Annotated in this window: 14 protein-coding genes; 11 read left to right on the top strand and 3 right to left on the bottom strand. The window is 55.7% G+C overall.

Translation table 11 applies throughout. The annotated features are described in order from the left end of the window. Nucleotides 1-58 precede the first annotated feature (58 nt). Nucleotides 59-2,239, top strand: a complete 2,181-nt coding sequence (locus ACREYP_RS10710) for a type I secretion system permease/ATPase (RefSeq protein WP_008461397.1) — start codon at nucleotides 59-61, stop codon at nucleotides 2,237-2,239. Further along, entirely contained in the window at nucleotides 2,236-3,411 is a 1,176-nt protein-coding gene (locus ACREYP_RS10715) for an HlyD family type I secretion periplasmic adaptor subunit (RefSeq protein ID WP_008461398.1), read from the top strand. The genes ACREYP_RS10710 and ACREYP_RS10715 overlap by 4 nt, the downstream gene beginning before the upstream one ends. 34 nt (nucleotides 3,412-3,445) lie before the next feature. On the opposite strand, the gene ACREYP_RS10720 is transcribed toward ACREYP_RS10715, so the two are convergent. After that, on the bottom strand, nucleotides 3,446-4,297 hold the full coding sequence (locus ACREYP_RS10720) for a hypothetical protein (protein ID WP_498881336.1): 852 nt from the start codon (nucleotides 4,295-4,297) through the stop codon (nucleotides 3,446-3,448). Between the two features lie 564 nt (nucleotides 4,298-4,861). Between ACREYP_RS10720 and ACREYP_RS10725 the strand changes: the two genes are divergently transcribed. Together ACREYP_RS10725 and ACREYP_RS10730 are read left to right on the top strand one after the other, a co-directional pair. Beyond that, a complete protein-coding gene (locus ACREYP_RS10725) occupies nucleotides 4,862-5,479 on the top strand; it encodes a hypothetical protein (protein ID WP_498881337.1) in 618 nt (205 codons plus the stop codon). Between the two features lie 257 nt (nucleotides 5,480-5,736). Continuing rightward, nucleotides 5,737-6,441: a class I SAM-dependent methyltransferase gene (locus ACREYP_RS10730; RefSeq protein WP_498881338.1), complete on the top strand. Its 705-nt coding sequence runs from the start codon at nucleotides 5,737-5,739 to the stop codon at nucleotides 6,439-6,441. A 432-nt stretch (nucleotides 6,442-6,873) separates the two neighbouring features. Here ACREYP_RS10730 and tynA read toward each other — a convergent pair whose 3' ends face one another. Together tynA and paaZ are read right to left on the bottom strand one after the other, a co-directional pair. After that, complete coding sequence (gene tynA / locus ACREYP_RS10735; RefSeq protein WP_498881339.1) at nucleotides 6,874-9,147, bottom strand: primary-amine oxidase; 2,274 nt, start codon at nucleotides 9,145-9,147, stop codon at nucleotides 6,874-6,876. 325 nt (nucleotides 9,148-9,472) lie between these two features. Beyond that, entirely contained in the window at nucleotides 9,473-11,518 is a 2,046-nt protein-coding gene (gene paaZ, locus ACREYP_RS10740) for an aldehyde dehydrogenase family protein (RefSeq protein ID WP_498881340.1), read from the bottom strand. A gap of 284 nt (nucleotides 11,519-11,802) precedes the next feature. On the opposite strand from paaZ, the gene paaA reads away from it, so the two are divergent. From paaA to paaG, 7 genes are read left to right on the top strand one after another with little or no spacing between them, the layout of a single operon-like run. Further along, a complete protein-coding gene (gene paaA / locus ACREYP_RS10745; RefSeq protein ID WP_166992182.1) occupies nucleotides 11,803-12,732 on the top strand; it encodes a 1,2-phenylacetyl-CoA epoxidase subunit PaaA in 930 nt (309 codons plus the stop codon). Nucleotides 12,733-12,743: 11 nt separating this feature from the next. After that, nucleotides 12,744-13,031 carry a 1,2-phenylacetyl-CoA epoxidase subunit PaaB gene (gene paaB, locus ACREYP_RS10750; RefSeq protein ID WP_008461407.1) on the top strand — a complete coding sequence of 96 codons (288 nt, stop codon included), beginning with the start codon at nucleotides 12,744-12,746 and terminating at the stop codon, nucleotides 13,029-13,031. An 8-nt stretch (nucleotides 13,032-13,039) separates the two neighbouring features. Next, nucleotides 13,040-13,795: a 1,2-phenylacetyl-CoA epoxidase subunit PaaC gene (gene paaC / locus ACREYP_RS10755; protein ID WP_008461410.1), complete on the top strand. Its 756-nt coding sequence runs from the start codon at nucleotides 13,040-13,042 to the stop codon at nucleotides 13,793-13,795. Nucleotides 13,796-13,805: 10 nt separating this feature from the next. Continuing rightward, nucleotides 13,806-14,300 carry a PaaD family protein gene (gene paaD, locus ACREYP_RS10760; protein WP_498881341.1) on the top strand — a complete coding sequence of 165 codons (495 nt, stop codon included), beginning with the start codon at nucleotides 13,806-13,808 and terminating at the stop codon, nucleotides 14,298-14,300. 7 nt (nucleotides 14,301-14,307) lie between these two features. Then, nucleotides 14,308-15,375, top strand: coding sequence for a 1,2-phenylacetyl-CoA epoxidase subunit PaaE (gene paaE, locus ACREYP_RS10765; RefSeq protein WP_498881342.1), 1,068 nt, complete (start codon nucleotides 14,308-14,310; stop codon nucleotides 15,373-15,375). Continuing rightward, a complete protein-coding gene (gene paaF / locus ACREYP_RS10770) occupies nucleotides 15,375-16,142 on the top strand; it encodes a 2,3-dehydroadipyl-CoA hydratase PaaF (RefSeq protein ID WP_008461413.1) in 768 nt (255 codons plus the stop codon). The genes paaE and paaF overlap by 1 nt, the downstream gene beginning before the upstream one ends. Continuing rightward, the gene (gene paaG, locus ACREYP_RS10775) at nucleotides 16,142-16,930 is read left to right on the top strand and encodes a 2-(1,2-epoxy-1,2-dihydrophenyl)acetyl-CoA isomerase PaaG (RefSeq protein ID WP_034810118.1); all 789 of its coding nucleotides are present in this window, start codon (nucleotides 16,142-16,144) and stop codon (nucleotides 16,928-16,930) included. The genes paaF and paaG overlap by 1 nt, the downstream gene beginning before the upstream one ends.

Here is a 16,930-nt window from a genome sequence, read left to right on the forward strand (position 1 = left end):
AAGCCGCGGAAAGGACGACACAGGCGTTTTTTGGCATTTTCGCAGGATGTGAAACATCATGACTTCAACGAATACAAGCTATGAACCCTGGCTGCAGGCCATGCTGGCCGTCGCGCGCCACTATCGGCTGGATTTCTCGGAAGAGCACGTCCGCGTGGTGGTTAACCAGGAAAACCAAAGCCCGCAGCAGCTGGTGCTGGAAGATATGGCCCGCCAGCTTGGTTTAGCGATGCGTCGCGCCCCGGCGGACGTCTCGCTTATCGATCCGTGGCGCTTGCCGCTGGTGGCCGAGCTTGAGGGGGGCCAAATCGCGGTGGTTACCCATATGGATAATCACGGGCAACTAAGCCTGCAGCTTAGCGGCGATGGCGGTCTGGAGACGGTGATCGCTCGGGATGTGCTGGCCAAAAGGCTAAAGAGCCTGGTTGTGCTGCGCCCGCTGAATTCAATTCCCGATGCACGCGTCGATGATTACGTGAAGCCCTATCAGAAAAACTGGTTCTGGACGCTGGCGCTGAAAGACTGGAAACGCTACGGCGATATCATGCTGGTGGCGATGGCGGCCAACGTGCTGGCGCTGGCCGGGATGATCTTTTCCATGCAGGTGTATGACCGCGTGGTGCCCTCGCAGTCGGTGCCCACTTTGTGGGTGCTGTTTGGCGGCGTCATGCTGGCTATCCTCTTTGAATTCACCATGCGTATGCTGCGCGTGCATATTGCCGATGTGGTCGGCAAACGGGCCGACCTGCGTATCTCCGACAGGGTTTTTGCCAGGGCGTTACGCATCAAAAACAGCGCCCGGCCAAAATCTACTGGCTCCTTTATCTCGCAAATTCGCGAGCTGGAGTCGGTGCGCGAGCTGATTACCTCCACCACCATCAGCACCGTATCGGATATCCCGTTCTTCCTGCTGTTTGTTTTTATTCTCTGGCTAATAGGCGGCCCGCTGGTGTTCGTTGTGCTGCTGGCGATCCCGCTGCTGCTGATCCCCGGTTTACTGGTGCAGCGCCCGCTGGCGCACCTTTCGAATGAGGGGATGCGCGAGTCGGCCATTCGCAATGCCACGCTGGTAGAAGCCGTGCAGTCCATCGAAGACATTAAACTGCTGCGCGCCGAACAGCGGTTCCAGAACCAGTGGAACAACACCAACGACGTTGCCGCGGCGGTCGGGATGAAACAGCGCTGGCTGACCAGCCTGCTCATGACCTGGACGCAGGAAGTGCAGTCCATTGTTTATGCCGTGGTGCTGCTCGTCGGCTGTTACCTGGTGATTAACGGCGACATGACCACCGGCGCCCTGGTGGGGACTTCCATTCTGGCCTCACGCACCATCGCGCCGCTGGCGCAGATTTCCGGCGTGCTTTCGCGCTGGCAGCAGGCGAAGGTGGCGCGCAAAGGGCTGGACGACCTGATGCAGCGCCCGCTGGACGATCCTGAACAGGGCAAGAAAGTGCATAAAGCCCACCTGCAGGGGAACTACCAGCTCAACTACGCGGCGTTTTATTACGACGAAGAAGAGAAGGTCAACGATTTGGACATTGCCAGCCTGACGATCCGCGCCGGGGAAAAAATTGCGGTGCTCGGGCGAAACGGTTCGGGTAAAAGCACGCTACTTCAGCTTTTGGCGGGGATGCAAACGCCTCAGCACGGCCAGATTTTGCTGGACGACACCAGTCTCGGGCAAATCGACACTGCCGATTTGAGACGCGACATGAATCTGCTCAGCCAGCAGGCGCGGCTCTTCTTCGGCTCAATACGTGACAACCTCACCATGGGGCGCCCGTTAGCCACGGACGAAGAAATCCACCGGGCGCTGGCGCTAAGCGGGGCGCTGGAATTTGTGCAAAAACAGAAAAATGGCCTCAACTACACGATCAGCGAAGGCGGTAGTGGGCTATCGGGCGGCCAGCGGCAGGCACTTTTGCTGGCCAGAACGCTGATCCTGCAGCCGCAAATCTTATTACTGGATGAACCTACAGCGTGGCTGGATGAAGTCAGCGAGCAGCAGCTTATCCAGCAGCTTGGCCCGTGGCTCGGCAACCGCACGCTGGTGGTGGCCACGCATCGTATCCCAATTTTGCAGTTGGTTAACCGCATCATCGTGCTGGATAACGGCCGCATCGTAATGGACGGCCCAAGGGACCAAATCTTGCAGCAGCACGGTCTTATGGAAAAAAAAGCTGCCCCTCGCAGAACCGCGACCTTAAAACCGACAGGTGACACGGAGGTTCGGGCATGAACGACATCACGCGTTATAACAGCCGACTGAAAGAGCCGGCGCTTCCACGAGCAAGCCTGGTGGCGTGGGCACTTGGACTGATGCTGCTCGCATTTGTGTTGTGGGCAAACTTTTTCTCTCTGGACGAAGTGACCACCGGGTCTGGCAAAGTCGTGCCGTCCTCTCGCGAGCAGGTTATTCAGTCCCTGGAAGGCGGCATCCTCTACAAACTGGACGTTCGGGAGGGGGATATTGTAGAGAAGGGCCAGGTTCTCGCGCAGCTCGATCGCACCAAAACCGAGTCCGGCGTGCAGGAAAGTGAATCCAGGCTACATGCCGCGATGGCTACCGCCGCACGACTGAAGGCTGAAGTGAGCGGCACGCCGTTGGTTTTTCCCGAGATGCTCCCCGGAGAGAGCGAACTTGTTCGCCAGGAAACCGCGCTTTATAACTCGCGCCGGAGCAGTCTTGAAAAAGGGGTTGCCGGATTGCGGGAAGCCATTTCGCTGGTTCAGCGCGAGCTGGCGATGACGCAGCCGCTGGTTAAACAGGGGGCGGCCAGCAGCGTGGAGGTCCTGCGCCTGCAGAGACAAAAAAACGAGCTGGAAAACAAAATTACCGAAATGCAGAACCAGTATTACGTGCGCGCGCGCGAAGAGCTGGCGAAAACTAACGAAGAAATTGAAACCCAGCGCTCGGTGATGCGCGGGCGGGAGGATTCGTTAACCCGGCTCAAATTTACCGCGCCGGTCAGGGCGATAGTGAAGGGCATCGAGGTCACAACGGTGGGCGGCGTCATCCCGCCAAACGGAAAGCTCATGACGTTGGTTCCGCTCGACGATCAAATGCTGATTGAGGCAAAAATTTCACCTCGTGACGTGGCGTTTATTCATCCCGGCCAAAAGGCACTGGTGAAAATCACCGCCTATGACTACTCGATTTATGGCGGATTAAAGGGCGTGGTGACCACTATTTCACCGGATACGATTCAGGATGAGGTCAAACGTGATGTTTACTACTATCGGGTTTACATCCGCACCGATGTCAGCCAACTGACAAACAGGGACGGCAAAACGTTTCCGATATTTCCGGGGATGATTGCCACCGTGGATATCAAAACCGGTAGCAAATCGGTACTCGATTACCTGCTGAAACCGCTGAACAAAGCAAAGGAAGCGCTCAGAGAACGATAATCAAAAAAGCCGGCGAAAGCCGGCTTGATGTTGTTCAAAATATCGTCGGGTCGATATCCAGACCGTACATGATAAAGGAAAAATAATATCCAAAATAAGACTCAGCCGTCTCCATGAAGGCACGGTGTATTTCGAGCTTGCCCTCACTGTCTTCACTGAATAATCCGGCCATAATGCCGCAATTAACAATGCGTCTCAGATGCATTCTCGAGACAAAAAGATCTTTGGACGTTTTATTATAATTAGGCTTTAGCCACCAGCGGCCATCATCATCCTGTTTTGCCCTCAGGTATATTCTCAACATAATGATATGCCCGGCATCTTTGTCAACAAACATGGCGCTGTTGGGTACCAGTCGACTTAAAATGACTTCGTCAAAAAGAAGGTTGGCGCTGCGCCGGAAAAAATTCGCAAATGTGTTTTCATCCTCCAGAGCGTGAAACGACAGAGCATTTTCCGGTAGCAAAAATTTCAATGAAGGGATGGATATTTGCATATAGCTGCGGGTTTCATTGAGACCCTTTACGCTCGGGGAATACAACAGGACCCGGCGGTCATCCTCACTTTTTTCAAGCGTCATTCTGCCGGTGATGCGCAGGAGCGTGACCAGAGAATTCACTGTGTTCAGGCTGGTCAACCCCATTTTTACGCAAAACTCTTTGATGTCTGCGAGCACCGCCTGGCGGTCACCGTAGTGAAAACAGAGCAGGGCCAGAACCACATGAAAGCGCGAGCTTTGCAGAATGGTTTTATAAAAAAGAGGTTGTTTTTTATAGGTGATTAACAGGTGATCATAATGATGCTGTATGGCTTCTCGAAAAAGAGGATGTTTTTTAACTTGTTGGCTGTATTTATCGATGGTGTCTTGAAGTTTGTGTCGTGTCATATTGTTTTTTCTCGGTATTCAGCTATGGCGCAAATGCTCCATAAAACGACTGCTAAAGGCAGAGATAAAATGCACGTTATACGTGATTTTTATTTAGTGATTGCAAGTTGATATCGATTTTGAGTATATCACTGTTTATTTTAAAGTTAAAAATATGATTCTGTTTTTTCTTATTTTTATTTTTATTAACCAAAAATGCTTATCGTTCTCATTTTTTTGATTTTGAAATTATGTGGAAATAATATCTCCGGGCAGAGGAAAACAGTGTGAGGTCATGTACAAAAAACATGCAGCGAGCGTTACGCCTGGATTGCTGTCTTTTCCGTCAGGTTTGCAGCCGATGTAGCAGTTAAAGTTGCGGCGACTTCGGTAAAATGTTTAAGGATTATGCCAACGAAGTACTCACTTTTGTTTCTGCTTCATCTTTAATTTTCTATTTTTTTTAGGGTTTAAAATGCTCTCCGTTCAGAGCGGGGGATAATACCTTAATTAAGATTTTGTTCATGGTGCTTCTCGCCATTTTATTATAATGTCCTATGCCTTATTTATGATATGGATATTGCTATGACTATTTGTAAAAGCATTAATCAATTTTTATTTGAACGAAAAAAGAGAAATTTAAGCATTGATTTTAATCCTGCTGATGCAAAGCCAATTGCTTATTATAAAGCGATTGAAATAGGTGAGAAAAAGAATGGGAAAGCTACCCGACTCCGTCTGGGATACGTCAGTGATTATTTGGGTACAGGAGAGCCGGGTCTTATGGTGCATGGTTCTCAAAGCGGTAAGTTATACATCATGGGGGATGGACCTGATCCTGTTTATCAGACATTTACACCGGAAGATCTTCACCGTTATCTTATTTTTCGCCATTCACTTGATCTCTCGAGAGATAAAAGACCGCTACATCTTTTAAGCTGTTATTCTGGCGAGGCAAAAGAAAATTCTGAAGAGCTTAGCGTGGCGCAGAGGTTAGCTAATGTATTGCAGAGAAGAATATATGTATATGGTGGATATGAACGTTTATCTTATAAATCGGAATATCAAGGGGTTTTAGGTCTTTTAAATAATCAGGGGGCTATTTTTAAGGAGCGAAATCCTTTTGATAATAATCCGAGATTACCCCTTGTCGGGAAATTGATTACTCCAGCTTCACCCTTTAACTCGTTAAGAAATCGGTGATTTTTAGCCAGCGGCGAACAACATCGAAATAAATGAAGGGCAGGGCTTGCCCTTTACATAGCGTTGTGAAAAGAAAACGGCGATTATTATATTTGCTACAAAAACAGGCTTCGGCAGGCGTCAGAAAAGCAAGATACAAAGTCTTTCTATACCCATCTTTCATGTGATATCGTAAGTTACATGATATTTCAGAGGTCATTTGACCTTTTATCCATGATGGTGATGTTTAGCCGCAGTGCACCGCCGGAGGTGAAGTGATGAACGACACAAATGATATCTTTAACGCGGAATTTTCCCGCCAGTACGATGCCAGCAGCGAACGTCTGAAAGACATCTCTAACAACCTGCACGCCTTGCTGTCATTGCTTCTCAGGGATCTTCCATCTGAGGCTGAAGTGCTTTGCGTGGGCGTAGGGACCGGCACCGAAATCGTCCGGCTGGCAAAACAGCATCCTGACTGGCATTTTACCGGGGTCGATCCTTCCCCCGATATGCTGGCCGTCTGTGCAGAAAAGCTTGAACGGGAGGGGCTGAGCGGCCGCTGTGAGCTGATTGTAGGCCACGTCAAAGACGTCCCGGAACAGGATAAATTTGATGCTGCGCTGTGCTTACGGGTGGCGCATTTTATTCAACATCCGCAGCGGGGCGGGATCTATCAGCACATCGGCGACAGGCTAAAACCCGTGGGACAGCTGATTGCCGCAGAAATAGCGGGAGATATGGCGGATCCCGATTTTGACGGGCAATTAAGAAACTGGGTTGCGCTGCAGCAGGCCTATACCCAACGCCAGCGCGATATTGCTGAGGTAAAAGCTGAGCTCAACCAGCGGTTGCTCTTGTTGCCGCCTCGCCAGACCGAAGCTCTGCTGCGCGAAGCCGGGTTCGCCAGCGTAACACCGTTCTTCCAGTCGCTGCTGATTCACGGCTGGCAGGCGGTAAAATCTTCAGGCGGGCGGGAATAGCACGCCGCACAACTGAGAGTTCATCGTTTTTTTCTTCTTAATGACCAACTATAACGCCTTAATTAAGGTGTTATAGTTGGTTTGTTATTTCATCTATTATCTGGTTGGCCGCTATTCCGGCGCGGCAAAAGAGAACTCAGAGGAGCTAAGCATTGCGCAGCAATTGGCGAATGTTTTACATAGAAAAATAGGGTCATATGGTGGTCATGAGTAAGCCTATTATTATGGTAAATACCAAGAATTAATCGGTGTGGTAAATAATGTGGGGGGTATTTACACCCATAATGAAATAAAATTAAAAAGACTAAATCAATGCTGGCTACGCCACATTTTTATTATTCATGACAAACCAAAATGACTACCTAAGCCAGGTCGAATATTTCGTCCTGGCGTTAAATAAACGGCGCGCTGTAATAGTGCGCCGCAAACTCTTTATTTACTGGTCGTTTCCTCTGATTTCACAAGCGTCGGCGTTTCGTTAAAGAAATTCCACGGCTTCAGCAGGGCATGTACCCACTCGGTCGGCATGATGGGCCACTCTTCGGCGCGGGCGATATGCGTGGTGCCGGTGGTTAGCCAGACCACATTATCCGTGTTCTCAAGTGACTGATTGTCTTTGCTGTAAGCCCCTAAACCGGTGTCGTGCGCAGAGCGGTTCGGGTATTTCCCTTCAGAATAGCGCTCATCCGGGTTGTAGCGGGTCACCCACAGCTGCTTATCCATAAAGCTCAGGCGATGATAAATCCACTCGTCCGGGGCAAACTTCGCGCCGGTGGCGACCGGGTGAGTCCCGCCCGCGTAGGGGATCAGTTGGTAGGACACCGGGTTGCCCATGCGGTTTTCTTTGTTCGGATTGCTCAGCAGGCGGACAGTGCCAGGGTCAAATTTCTGCGCGGCGTCCTGCTCGTTTTTAATCGCATACTCATTGGTTTGCATGGTACTTGTGCGCGGGCCACCGCTGGTGTTTGGCTTCACCACCGGGTCAATCGCGGTCAGGCTGTTGTTTTCGCCGTCCACGTCCAGGTCCAGACGGAAGTTGTAGATGTGCTGATGCGTTGTGCCGACAATATTATGGTCGATCAGCGTCCCGTACCGGGTATCTTCTTTGGCGGTGGCATCATGCATGGTTTTGGCCTTCACGCCTTTGACCGCCTCAATGCCGGTCGCGCCTGCATCAATGCCAATGGTGCCGTTCTGATGGAAGACCCAGTCAAAGATGTAGTCGTAGTTGCCGACGGTGCTTATCCAGCGGATCACCAGTTCACGGCGTTCGCTGCTAACGTTCGGCTGGCCCATTTCCTGATGTTTGTATTCCGGCCCGGCGTAGCGCTCGAAAATGGCAATTGCTCGAGGAATGGTGGTGGGTTTACCGGTGTAATCGGCCAGGGTTTCGTCCAGCAGGACCGCGTTAGCCGGCGCATCTTTGCCGCGCACGATAGGGGACGTGAGCGTGCCCATGCCGTAATCCCCGGCGTCCAGATACGCTTTAAAATACCAGCCGATGTCCGGGTCGCCATACGGCACAATCATCCCGCCGAGCGACCCTTCATACATGATCTTCCGTTTAGTGCCGTTGTCGTTGTAGGTCACGGTGGAAATCATCGGGCCAACGCGGGAATTCAGGCGCAGGTGCAAATCCCAGTTTTGCCAGTGAATCGTGTCGCCGGTAATGGTGTAGTTTTTTCCTTCCGGCTCAATGATATCCAGCGGCTTGAGGTTGGCAGCCTGCCGGTCGCGGCCATCATAAGGGCGGGGCGTCATCGGCACAGGAATGACCGGGCCTTCCTCAATTTTGATGATTTTTTTCTGCTCGAGATCCACCACCGCGACCAGGTTTTCAATCGGATGCGCCCAGTAGTTGCCGTCGCCCACGTCAAGGTAGCTCACCACTTTCAGCAGGCGCTGATCCTGCTTCAGGCCGTCTTTACCGTCGAAATAGCCGACCGTCAACGGCGTTGTGACGACCTTCGACGGATCGCTGATACCGCGTTTTTTCACCGCTTCCGCGAATTCTTTGCTGTTGTTGATGATTGACTGCACGCTGGCAAAATCGTCCAGCAGCACCATGCCCTGTGCGCCTTCGATAGGCTTCCAGCTCTTAACTATCCCGGCGGCCAGATCCACCGTGGCTTCAATAATATGGCGGCCATCCAGCATGATGACGTCCGCCTCGCGTGGTTGGCTGACGCTGGTGCCGTCCATCACAAACTTCCAGACTTGTTCTTTAGGCGGCTCGCGTAGTGAGATTTCGGTAAAGCGAATAGTCGGCTTGTAGTTAGCCGCGTCTTTGATTATCTCCACCGTTTTATTAATTTCGTCGGCGCTCAGAGAGTTCAGCGGGTGCGGCTTTTTCTCGACGGCAAAGGTTTGATCCAGCCCGGACTGGAAGACTTCATTGATAAACCCTTCGGAGATAAACGCCGTTTTGCCTTTAAAGATCACCGGCACTTCAAGCTTCAGCGTTTTGCCGTTAACGATGGCGGAGGTGGCATTAGGCTTAACCTTCACATAGGCACCGTCTTTCACGAGGGTGAACATCTGCGCGTAATCGTCCCACTGGACGTCGGCGCCAAAATCCGTCAGCGTTTTTTGCATCGGCACCATATGTGCCTCGCCGCCGTGGGCAAATGCGGGGGCGTTAATCCCCGCCGAAGTCAGGAGCGCAATAGCCAGCGCCAGCGCTTTTTTTCCAGTTTTCATTGTCATCGCTTTTTCACCTTAAAAGTGCGTTGTGTTGTTATGTGCGTGCTGGATAAAGACTGTCGGATTCAACATAACAACTTCCGCCAGGGCTTCCCTTGCGCTCCCTGCCAAGTGTTTTGCTGTGGTTGCCAGAATGTGGGATTGGGGAGGATTGTGACTCCGGGTCGATGAGCGTCGGGCTAAATCCAGCCCTCACCCCGGCTTCTCCCAGAGGGAGAGGGGGAAGGCAACCTGCGGGGGATTTGTTTCTTCCCTCTCCCTGGCAGGGAGAGGGTTAGGGTGAGGGTAAAAACCAGGCGCGATGCCAGGCCGAACTAACGTTTAAGGCCTAACAGGCAACATCACCGTGCAGGCGGGCAACCAGCGTCAGGATTGAGTAGAGCGCAACAATCTGCTGATGCTGGTTGGTGACATCCACCGCCCATTCCACCACGCCAACCGGCTTATCTTCCGCCGTCTTCTGCGGCTTGGCGGTTTTGCGTTTGCAGGTCAGGCGCACCTGAATGGTATCGTCGATTTTTACCGGCTCGATAAAGCGCAGATTTTCCATGCCGTAGTTGGCAATCACCGGCCCGACGCCTGGGTCAACAAACAGCCCGGCGGCGGCAGACACCACGAAGTAACCGTGCGCCACGCGCTCGCCGAAGAACGACTCCGCCGCGCCAATTTTGTCGGTATGGGCGTAGAACCGGTCGCCGCTCAGGTTGGCGAAGTTGGTGATATCAGCTTCGGTGACGGTGCGGCGGGCAGTCAGAATACTTTCCCCGATGCGCAGCTCCTCAAAATGTTTGCGGAATGGATGCAAGGCGTCCTCGTGAACTTTTGCGCCGTAGTTCCATTGCCCGCTAACGGCGGCCAGCATCGTCGGGCTGCCCTGAATGGCGGTGCGCTGCATATAGTGCTTCACCGCCCGCAGGCCGCCGAGTTCTTCCCCGCCGCCCGCGCGACCTGGGCCGCCGTGCACCAGCATCGGCAGCGGAGAACCGTGCCCGGTGGATTCCACTGCAGACTCCTGGTTCAGCACCTGAATGCGCCCGTGAGCGCGGGCCGCGCCGAGGATAAAGTGACGTGCCGTTTGCTCATCGGCGGTCACCAGCGTCCCCGCCAGGCTGCCCTGACCGGCGCGAGCCAGCGCCATGGCATGTTCGACATCCCGGTATGGCATCACGGTCGCTACCGGGCCGAAGGCCTCAAGCTCATGCACCGCAGGCGTTTCGTCAGGCTGTTGGCAAAGCAGCAGGGTTGGCGGGAAGAACGCGCCCGGCTGTGCAGTATCGGCCTTGCCGCCCAGCAGGACATCACAGCCGGCGCCAACCAGTTGGTCGACTTTCCGCTGCACGTCATCCCGCTGCGCAAGGCTGACCAGCGCCCCCATGCGCACGCCTTCCAGTGCCGGGTCGCCGGGCTGTATTTTTTCCAGTTTCACTTTCAGCGCTTCAATCACCGAACCCAGCCGATTTTGCGGCACGATAATCCGGCGAATGGCGGTGCATTTTTGCCCGGCTTTGGCGGTCATCTCGCGCACGACTTCCCGCACGAACAGCGCAAATTCAGGTTGTTCAGGCGTGACATCTTCCGCCAGTACGCAGCAGTTCAGCGAGTCGGCTTCCATGGTGAAGGGAATTGAACGGGCAACGATATTTGAGTGACAACGTAACTTCTGGCCGGTGCTGGCCGAGCCGGTGAACGTCACCACGTCCTGCTCATCCAGGTGCTCAAACAGATCGCCCACGCCGCCGCAGATCAGGCTTATCGCCCCGTCAGGCACCAGCCCTGATTCCACAATCGCTTTCACCATCACCTGAGTTAGCTGCGCGCTCGCCGTGCCGGGCTTGATAATCGCGGGCATCCCGGCCAGCCAGGTTGGGGCCAGTTTCTCAAGCATTCCCCAGCAGGGGAAGTTGAAGGCGTTGATGTGCAGCGCTACGCCTGACTTCGAAGTGAGTACGTGGCGGGCCGCGAATCCCCCCTGTTTGGACAGCGGCATCAATTCGTCTTCCGGCCACAGCGTGTCGTCCGGCAGCTCGCGGTTGCCCATTCCGGCGTAGGCATACAGCGTACTGATGCCGCCTTCTATGTCTACCCAGCTGTCGGCGCGGGTGGCACCGGTCTGGTAAGAGACCTGGTAAAACGCTTCTTTCTGCGCCAGCAGGTGCTTAGCCACCGCTTTTAACATCGCGGCACGCTGAATAAACGTCATCGCCTGCAGCGCTTTGCCACCTTGCGCAATGGCGAAGCGCTTTGCCGCCGCCATATCCGCCCCTTCGCTGGTCACCTGCCACAGCGGTTCGCCGCTAACGGCATGAAAAATAGTTCTTTCTTTTCCCTGGCCGCTAAACCACGTCCCGGACAGATAGCTGGTTAACTGTTGCATCTCACCCTCCATTACATGCTGCATTTAATCATTACAATGTTTGTTTTATGAATCATAAAAATCAAGCTGTAATTTAATGAATTGTTAACATTGTGATGGCTTGTGTTTTTTGTTATTGATTTATCTCAATGATAAGTCTGGTTTTTAAGATATTTAGCGTGATAGACCTCACAAACGTGCGGTGTAATCTTTGCGATCTCCGTTAACTTATCTGTAACTTTTAATCATGAAGTGATTCGCAATATCGCAGATTGTTGAGTTAAATTGAATCATAAGGTGATGCCGTGACAGAACAAGAACGCTTTGATGAGCGCATCCAGCAGGAAACCGCCATCGAACCACAGGACTGGATGCCGGAGGCTTACCGCAAAACGCTGATCCGCCAGATAGGCCAGCATGCGCACTCGGAAATCGTTGGCATGCTGCCGGAAGGTAACTGGATAACTCGCGCCCCCAGCCTGCGCCGCAAGGCCATTCTGCTGGCCAAAGTGCAGGATGAAGCCGGGCATGGGTTGTACCTCTACAGCGCGGCGGAAACCCTGGGCTGCGCCCGGGAAGATATCTACCAGAAGATGCTCGACGGCAAGATGAAATACTCCTCCATCTTTAACTACCCGACGCTCAACTGGGCCGACATCGGCGTGATTGGCTGGCTGGTGGACGGGGCAGCCATAGTCAACCAGGTCGCGCTGTGCCGGACCTCGTATGGCCCGTACGCCCGGGCGATGGTGAAAATCTGCAAAGAAGAAAGCTTCCACCAGCGGCAGGGATTTGAAGCCTGCACCGTGCTGGCGAACGGCAGCCCCGAACAGCGCCAGATGCTGCAGGACGCCATTAACCGCTTCTGGTGGCCGGCGCTGATGATGTTCGGACCCAACGACGACAACTCGCCGAACAGCGCCCAAAGCCTCGCCTGGAAAATCAAACGCTTCGGCAATGACGAGCTGCGTCAGCGCTTTGTCGACAATACCGTGCCGCAGGTTGAGCTGCTGGGCATGACCGTGCCGGATCCCGATCTGTATCGCGATGAGGTCACGGGCCATTACCGCTTTGGCGACATCGACTGGCAGGAATTCAACGACGTGGTGGCCGGGCGCGGCTTATGCAACGAAGAGCGCCTCGCCGCCAAGCGCAAAGCCTGGGAAGAGGGGGCATGGGTGCGCGAAGCCGCCCTTGCGTATGCCGAAAAACAACAGGCCCGCACCGCCGCCTGAAGGAGTAAGAGATGAGCAAAATTTACTGGCCGCTGTATGAAGTCTTTATTCGCAATAAAAAAGGGCTGTCCCATCGCCACGTTGGCAGCCTGCACGCCGCCGACGACCAGATGGCGCTGGAAAACGCGCGCGACGCCTACACCCGCCGCAGCGAAGGCTGCTCCATCTGGGTCGTGAAAGCGAGCGAAATCGTCGCCTCCCAGCCGGAAGAGCGCCCGGAATTTTTCGACCCGGCAGACAGCAAAGTCTACCGCCACCCAACGTTTTACACGCTGCCTGACGGCATCGAGCACATGTGAGGCCGCCAATGACACTCGATCCTGTAGCGACCTACAGCCTGCACCTCGGCGACACCTGCCTCGTGCTGGCCCAACGCCTGAGCGCGTGGTGCGGCCATGCGCCGGAGCTGGAGATTGATCTGGCGCTAGCCAACATTGGCCTCGACCTGCTCGGCCAGGCGCGCAACTTCCTGACCTACGCCGCCGAGCGCGAAGGCGAGCACCTCGACGAAGACAGGCTGGCCTTTGGCCGCGACGAGCGCGAGTACCGCAATCTGCTGCTGGCGGAACAGCCCAACGGTGATTTCGCCGAAACGCTGGTGCGTCAGTACCTGCTGGACGCGTGGCACGTCTCGCTGTTCAGCCGCCTGGTAGAAAGCAAAGATCCGCAGCTGGCGGCCATCGCAGCCAAAGCCATTAAAGAAGTGCGCTATCACCTGCGCTTCAGCCGTGGCTGGCTGGTTCGCCTGGGCAACGGCACTGAGCTTTCGCAGGCGAAAACGCAAAGTGCTTTAAACAAACTATGGCGCTTCAGCGGCGAAATGTTCGTTGTCGATGAGCTGGAAACCATGCTGGCGGAGCAGGGCATCGCCGTCGACCCGCGTAGCCTCAAGGCCGAATGGCTGCAAGAAGTGACCGCCGGACTGAGCGATGCCTCGCTGCAGGCCCCGGCAGAGCAGCCATACCGCACCGGCGGTAAGCAAGGCTTACACACCGAACACCTCGGCCCGCTGCTGGCTGAAATGCAGTACCTGCAGCGCGCTTACCCGAACCAGCAGTGGTAAGGAGGAGAGGATGCAAACCGCCACGCTTCAGCCCGCTGCCGTCCGCGACGTCTGGCGTCTGCTGAGTGAGATCAGTGACCCGGAAATCCCGGTGCTGACCATCACCGACCTCGGGATGGTGCGCAGCGTCGAGCACCGCCCGGACGGCTGGCATATCGGTTTTACGCCAACCTATTCCGGCTGCCCGGCCACTGAATTTTTGCTGGCCGCCATCCGGGAAGCCCTGGAAGGCGCAAAGCTGAGTCCGGTGCACATCAGGCAGGTTTTGCATCCCGCCTGGACGACGGACTGGATGTCGCCGGAGGCTAAAACCCGGCTGCGCGAATACGGCATCAGCCCGCCGCAGGGACATGCCTGCCACGCGGCGGTCGCCGCCCAGGTGACTTGCCCACGCTGCGGGAGCGAACACACGTCGCTCATCAGTGAATTCGGCTCCACGGCCTGTAAAGCGCTTTACCGCTGCGACAGCTGCCGGGAACCCTTTGATTACTTTAAATGTATTTGAGGATGCCATGACAACGTTTCACTCCCTGAAAGTGGCACGCATCGAACCCGAAACCGCAGAGGCGGTAGCGATTACCTTTGCGGTGCCGGACGCGCTGCGCGGGCAGTACCGCTTTCGTCCAGGGCAGCATTTGACGCTGAAAGCCCGGCTGGGCGGGGAAGAGCTGCGCCGCTGCTACTCTATTTGCCGCTCTGAGGATCCCGGCGAAATCTGCGTGGCGGTAAAAGCCATTGAAGGCGGCCGTTTTTCACAATATGCGGTCAGCGATTTAACCGCCGGGATGTCGCTCGAGGTGATGGTGCCGCAGGGAACGTTTGGCTACCAGCCGGAAGCGGAAACTCGCGGCAACTATCTGGCACTCGCCGTCGGCTCCGGCATCACGCCGATGCTGGCCATTATCGGCGCCACGCTCGCCACCGAGCCAGAAAGCAGCGTGACCCTGGTTTACGGCAACCGCAGCAGCGCCAGCATGATGTTCCGCCAGGCGCTGGCCGACCTGAAAGATCGCTACCCGCAGCGCCTGCAGCTGATTTACCTGTTCAGTCAGGAGAGGTCGGACAGCGACCTGCTCAGCGGCCGGCTGGACGGCGAAAAACTGAAGCAGCTTGGCGACCACCTATTGGACGTCAAAGGCTTTGACCGCACGTTTATCTGCGGCCCGCAAAGCATGATGCAGGCCACCGAAACCGCGCTGAAAGAGATGGGCGTCGCACCTGAGGATATCTATCTCGAACATTTCAACACGCCGGGCATTGCGCCGGGTGCCCGTTCCCGCGCTCAGGCGGCGGGTAAAACCGTCACCCTGCGCCAGGACGGCGTAGATCGCCAGATTACCCTGACCGCCGGGGACGAAAGCATTCTCGACGCGGCCCTGCGCCAGGGCGCGGATCTGCCGTATGCCTGCAAAGGCGGCGTCTGCGCCACCTGCCGCTGCAAGGTGCTGCAGGGCGAAGTGGAAATGGGCGTCAACTACAGCCTGGAGCCGGATCAGCTGGCCGCAGGCTACGTCCTGAGCTGCCAGGCGCTGCCGAAGGGCGACGACGTGGTGCTCGACTTTGACGCGCAGGGGGTGTGATGAGCGAACTTCTTAGCCAGCAAAACGGCCGGGTGTTAACCCTGACGCTGAACCGCCCGCAGGCGCGGAACGCGCTCAACAACGCGCTGCTGACGTTGATTGCCGAAGCGCTCGAAGCTGCGCAGCAGGACGCCGCCATTGGTGCCGTCGTCATTACCGGCAGCGAACGTTTTTTTGCTGCCGGAGCCGATCTCAAAGAGATGGCCAGCCGGGATATGCCCGCCACGCTCAACGACCCCCGGCCACAGCTTTGGGCTCGTCTCGAGCGTTTCCCTAAACCCCTGATCGCTGCCGTGAACGGCTATGCGCTCGGGGCTGGCTGCGAGCTGGCGCTGCTGAGCGACATCATCGTGGCCGGGGATAACGCGCGCTTCGGCCTGCCGGAAATCACTCTGGGGATTATGCCCGGCGCGGGCGGCACGCAGCGGCTTATTCGTAGCGTAGGCAAAGCGCTGGCTTACCGCATGGTGCTGAGCGGCGAAGCTATCGACGCGGACCGGGCTTTACGTGCCGGGCTGGTCGCCGAAGTGCATCCCGCAGCCCTAACGCTGGAATACGCCCAGAAGCTTGCCGCCGGTATTGCCCGTCATGCGCCGCTGGCGCTGCAGGCTGCCAAAAATGCGCTTCAACAGGCACAGAACACGGGCCTGAGCCAGGGGCTGCTGCAGGAACGCCAGCTGTTTACGCTGCTCGCCGCCACCGAAGATCGTCGGGAAGGCCTCGCCGCTTTCCTGGAAAAACGACCTGCTGAATTCAAAGGACGTTAATCATGAGTTTTATTGTCAGCGATGTGCAAAACGGGGTGATGACCCTGACCCTCAACCGCCCGGAGCGGCTGAACAGCTTCAACGACGAAATGCATCGCCAACTGGCGGAAGTTCTCACCCAGGCCGAGCGGGACGAAACCATCCGCTGCCTGCTAATCACTGGCGCAGGGCGCGGCTTCTGTGCCGGGCAGGATCTCAACGACCGCAACGTTGACCCAAGCGGTGACGCCCCGGACCTCGGTTACTCGGTTGAAACGTTTTATAACCCTCTGCTGCGCCGCCTGGCGAAATTGCCAAAGCCGGTGATTGCGGCGGTTAACGGCGTGGCGGCGGGAGCCGGGGCTACGCTGGCGCTGGGCTGCGACATGGTTATCGCCGCGCGTTCAGCAAAATTTATTATGTCTTTCAGCAAGCTGGGGCTGGTGCCCGACTGCGGCGGCACCTGGTTCTTGCCTCGCCTGACCGGGCGGGCGCGTGCCATGGGGCTGGCGTTACTTGGCGACACGCTAACCGCCGAGCAGGCGCACGACTGGGGCATGATTTGGCAGGTCGTGAACGACGAACAGCTCAGCGATACCGCCCGCCAGCTGGCCCAGCACTTTGCCACCCAGCCGACCTTTGGCCTGGGGCTTATCAAGCAGGCGCTTTACGCCTCGGAAACCAACACCCTGGACGCCCAGCTCGACCTGGAGCGTGACTATCAGCGCCTGGCTGGCCGCAGCGAAGATTACCGCGAAGGCGTGTCTGCTTTTCTGGCGAAGCGCCCGGCCACCTTTAAGGGGAAATAA

It is taken from the genome of Enterobacter sp. TMH.L2, from assembly GCF_050847315.1.
In the GTDB taxonomy this organism is placed as follows: Bacteria; Pseudomonadota; Gammaproteobacteria; order Enterobacterales; family Enterobacteriaceae; genus Cedecea.

What these genes read in the sequence shown, in the direction of transcription:
- ACREYP_RS10710 (WP_008461397.1), top strand. Translation starts at nt 59, where the DNA reads ATGACTTCAACGAATACAAGCTATGAACCCTGGCTGCAGGCCATGCTG.
- ACREYP_RS10715 (WP_008461398.1), top strand. Translation starts at nt 2,236, where the DNA reads ATGAACGACATCACGCGTTATAACAGCCGACTGAAAGAGCCGGCGCTT.
- ACREYP_RS10720 (WP_498881336.1), bottom strand. Translation starts at nt 4,297, where the DNA reads ATGACACGACACAAACTTCAAGACACCATCGATAAATACAGCCAACAA.
- ACREYP_RS10725 (WP_498881337.1), top strand. Translation starts at nt 4,862, where the DNA reads ATGACTATTTGTAAAAGCATTAATCAATTTTTATTTGAACGAAAAAAG.
- ACREYP_RS10730 (WP_498881338.1), top strand. Translation starts at nt 5,737, where the DNA reads ATGAACGACACAAATGATATCTTTAACGCGGAATTTTCCCGCCAGTAC.
- tynA (WP_498881339.1), bottom strand. Translation starts at nt 9,147, where the DNA reads ATGACAATGAAAACTGGAAAAAAAGCGCTGGCGCTGGCTATTGCGCTC.
- paaZ (WP_498881340.1), bottom strand. Translation starts at nt 11,518, where the DNA reads ATGCAACAGTTAACCAGCTATCTGTCCGGGACGTGGTTTAGCGGCCAG.
- paaB (WP_008461407.1), top strand. Translation starts at nt 12,744, where the DNA reads ATGAGCAAAATTTACTGGCCGCTGTATGAAGTCTTTATTCGCAATAAA.
- paaC (WP_008461410.1), top strand. Translation starts at nt 13,040, where the DNA reads ATGACACTCGATCCTGTAGCGACCTACAGCCTGCACCTCGGCGACACC.
- paaD (WP_498881341.1), top strand. Translation starts at nt 13,806, where the DNA reads ATGCAAACCGCCACGCTTCAGCCCGCTGCCGTCCGCGACGTCTGGCGT.
- paaE (WP_498881342.1), top strand. Translation starts at nt 14,308, where the DNA reads ATGACAACGTTTCACTCCCTGAAAGTGGCACGCATCGAACCCGAAACC.
- paaF (WP_008461413.1), top strand. Translation starts at nt 15,375, where the DNA reads ATGAGCGAACTTCTTAGCCAGCAAAACGGCCGGGTGTTAACCCTGACG.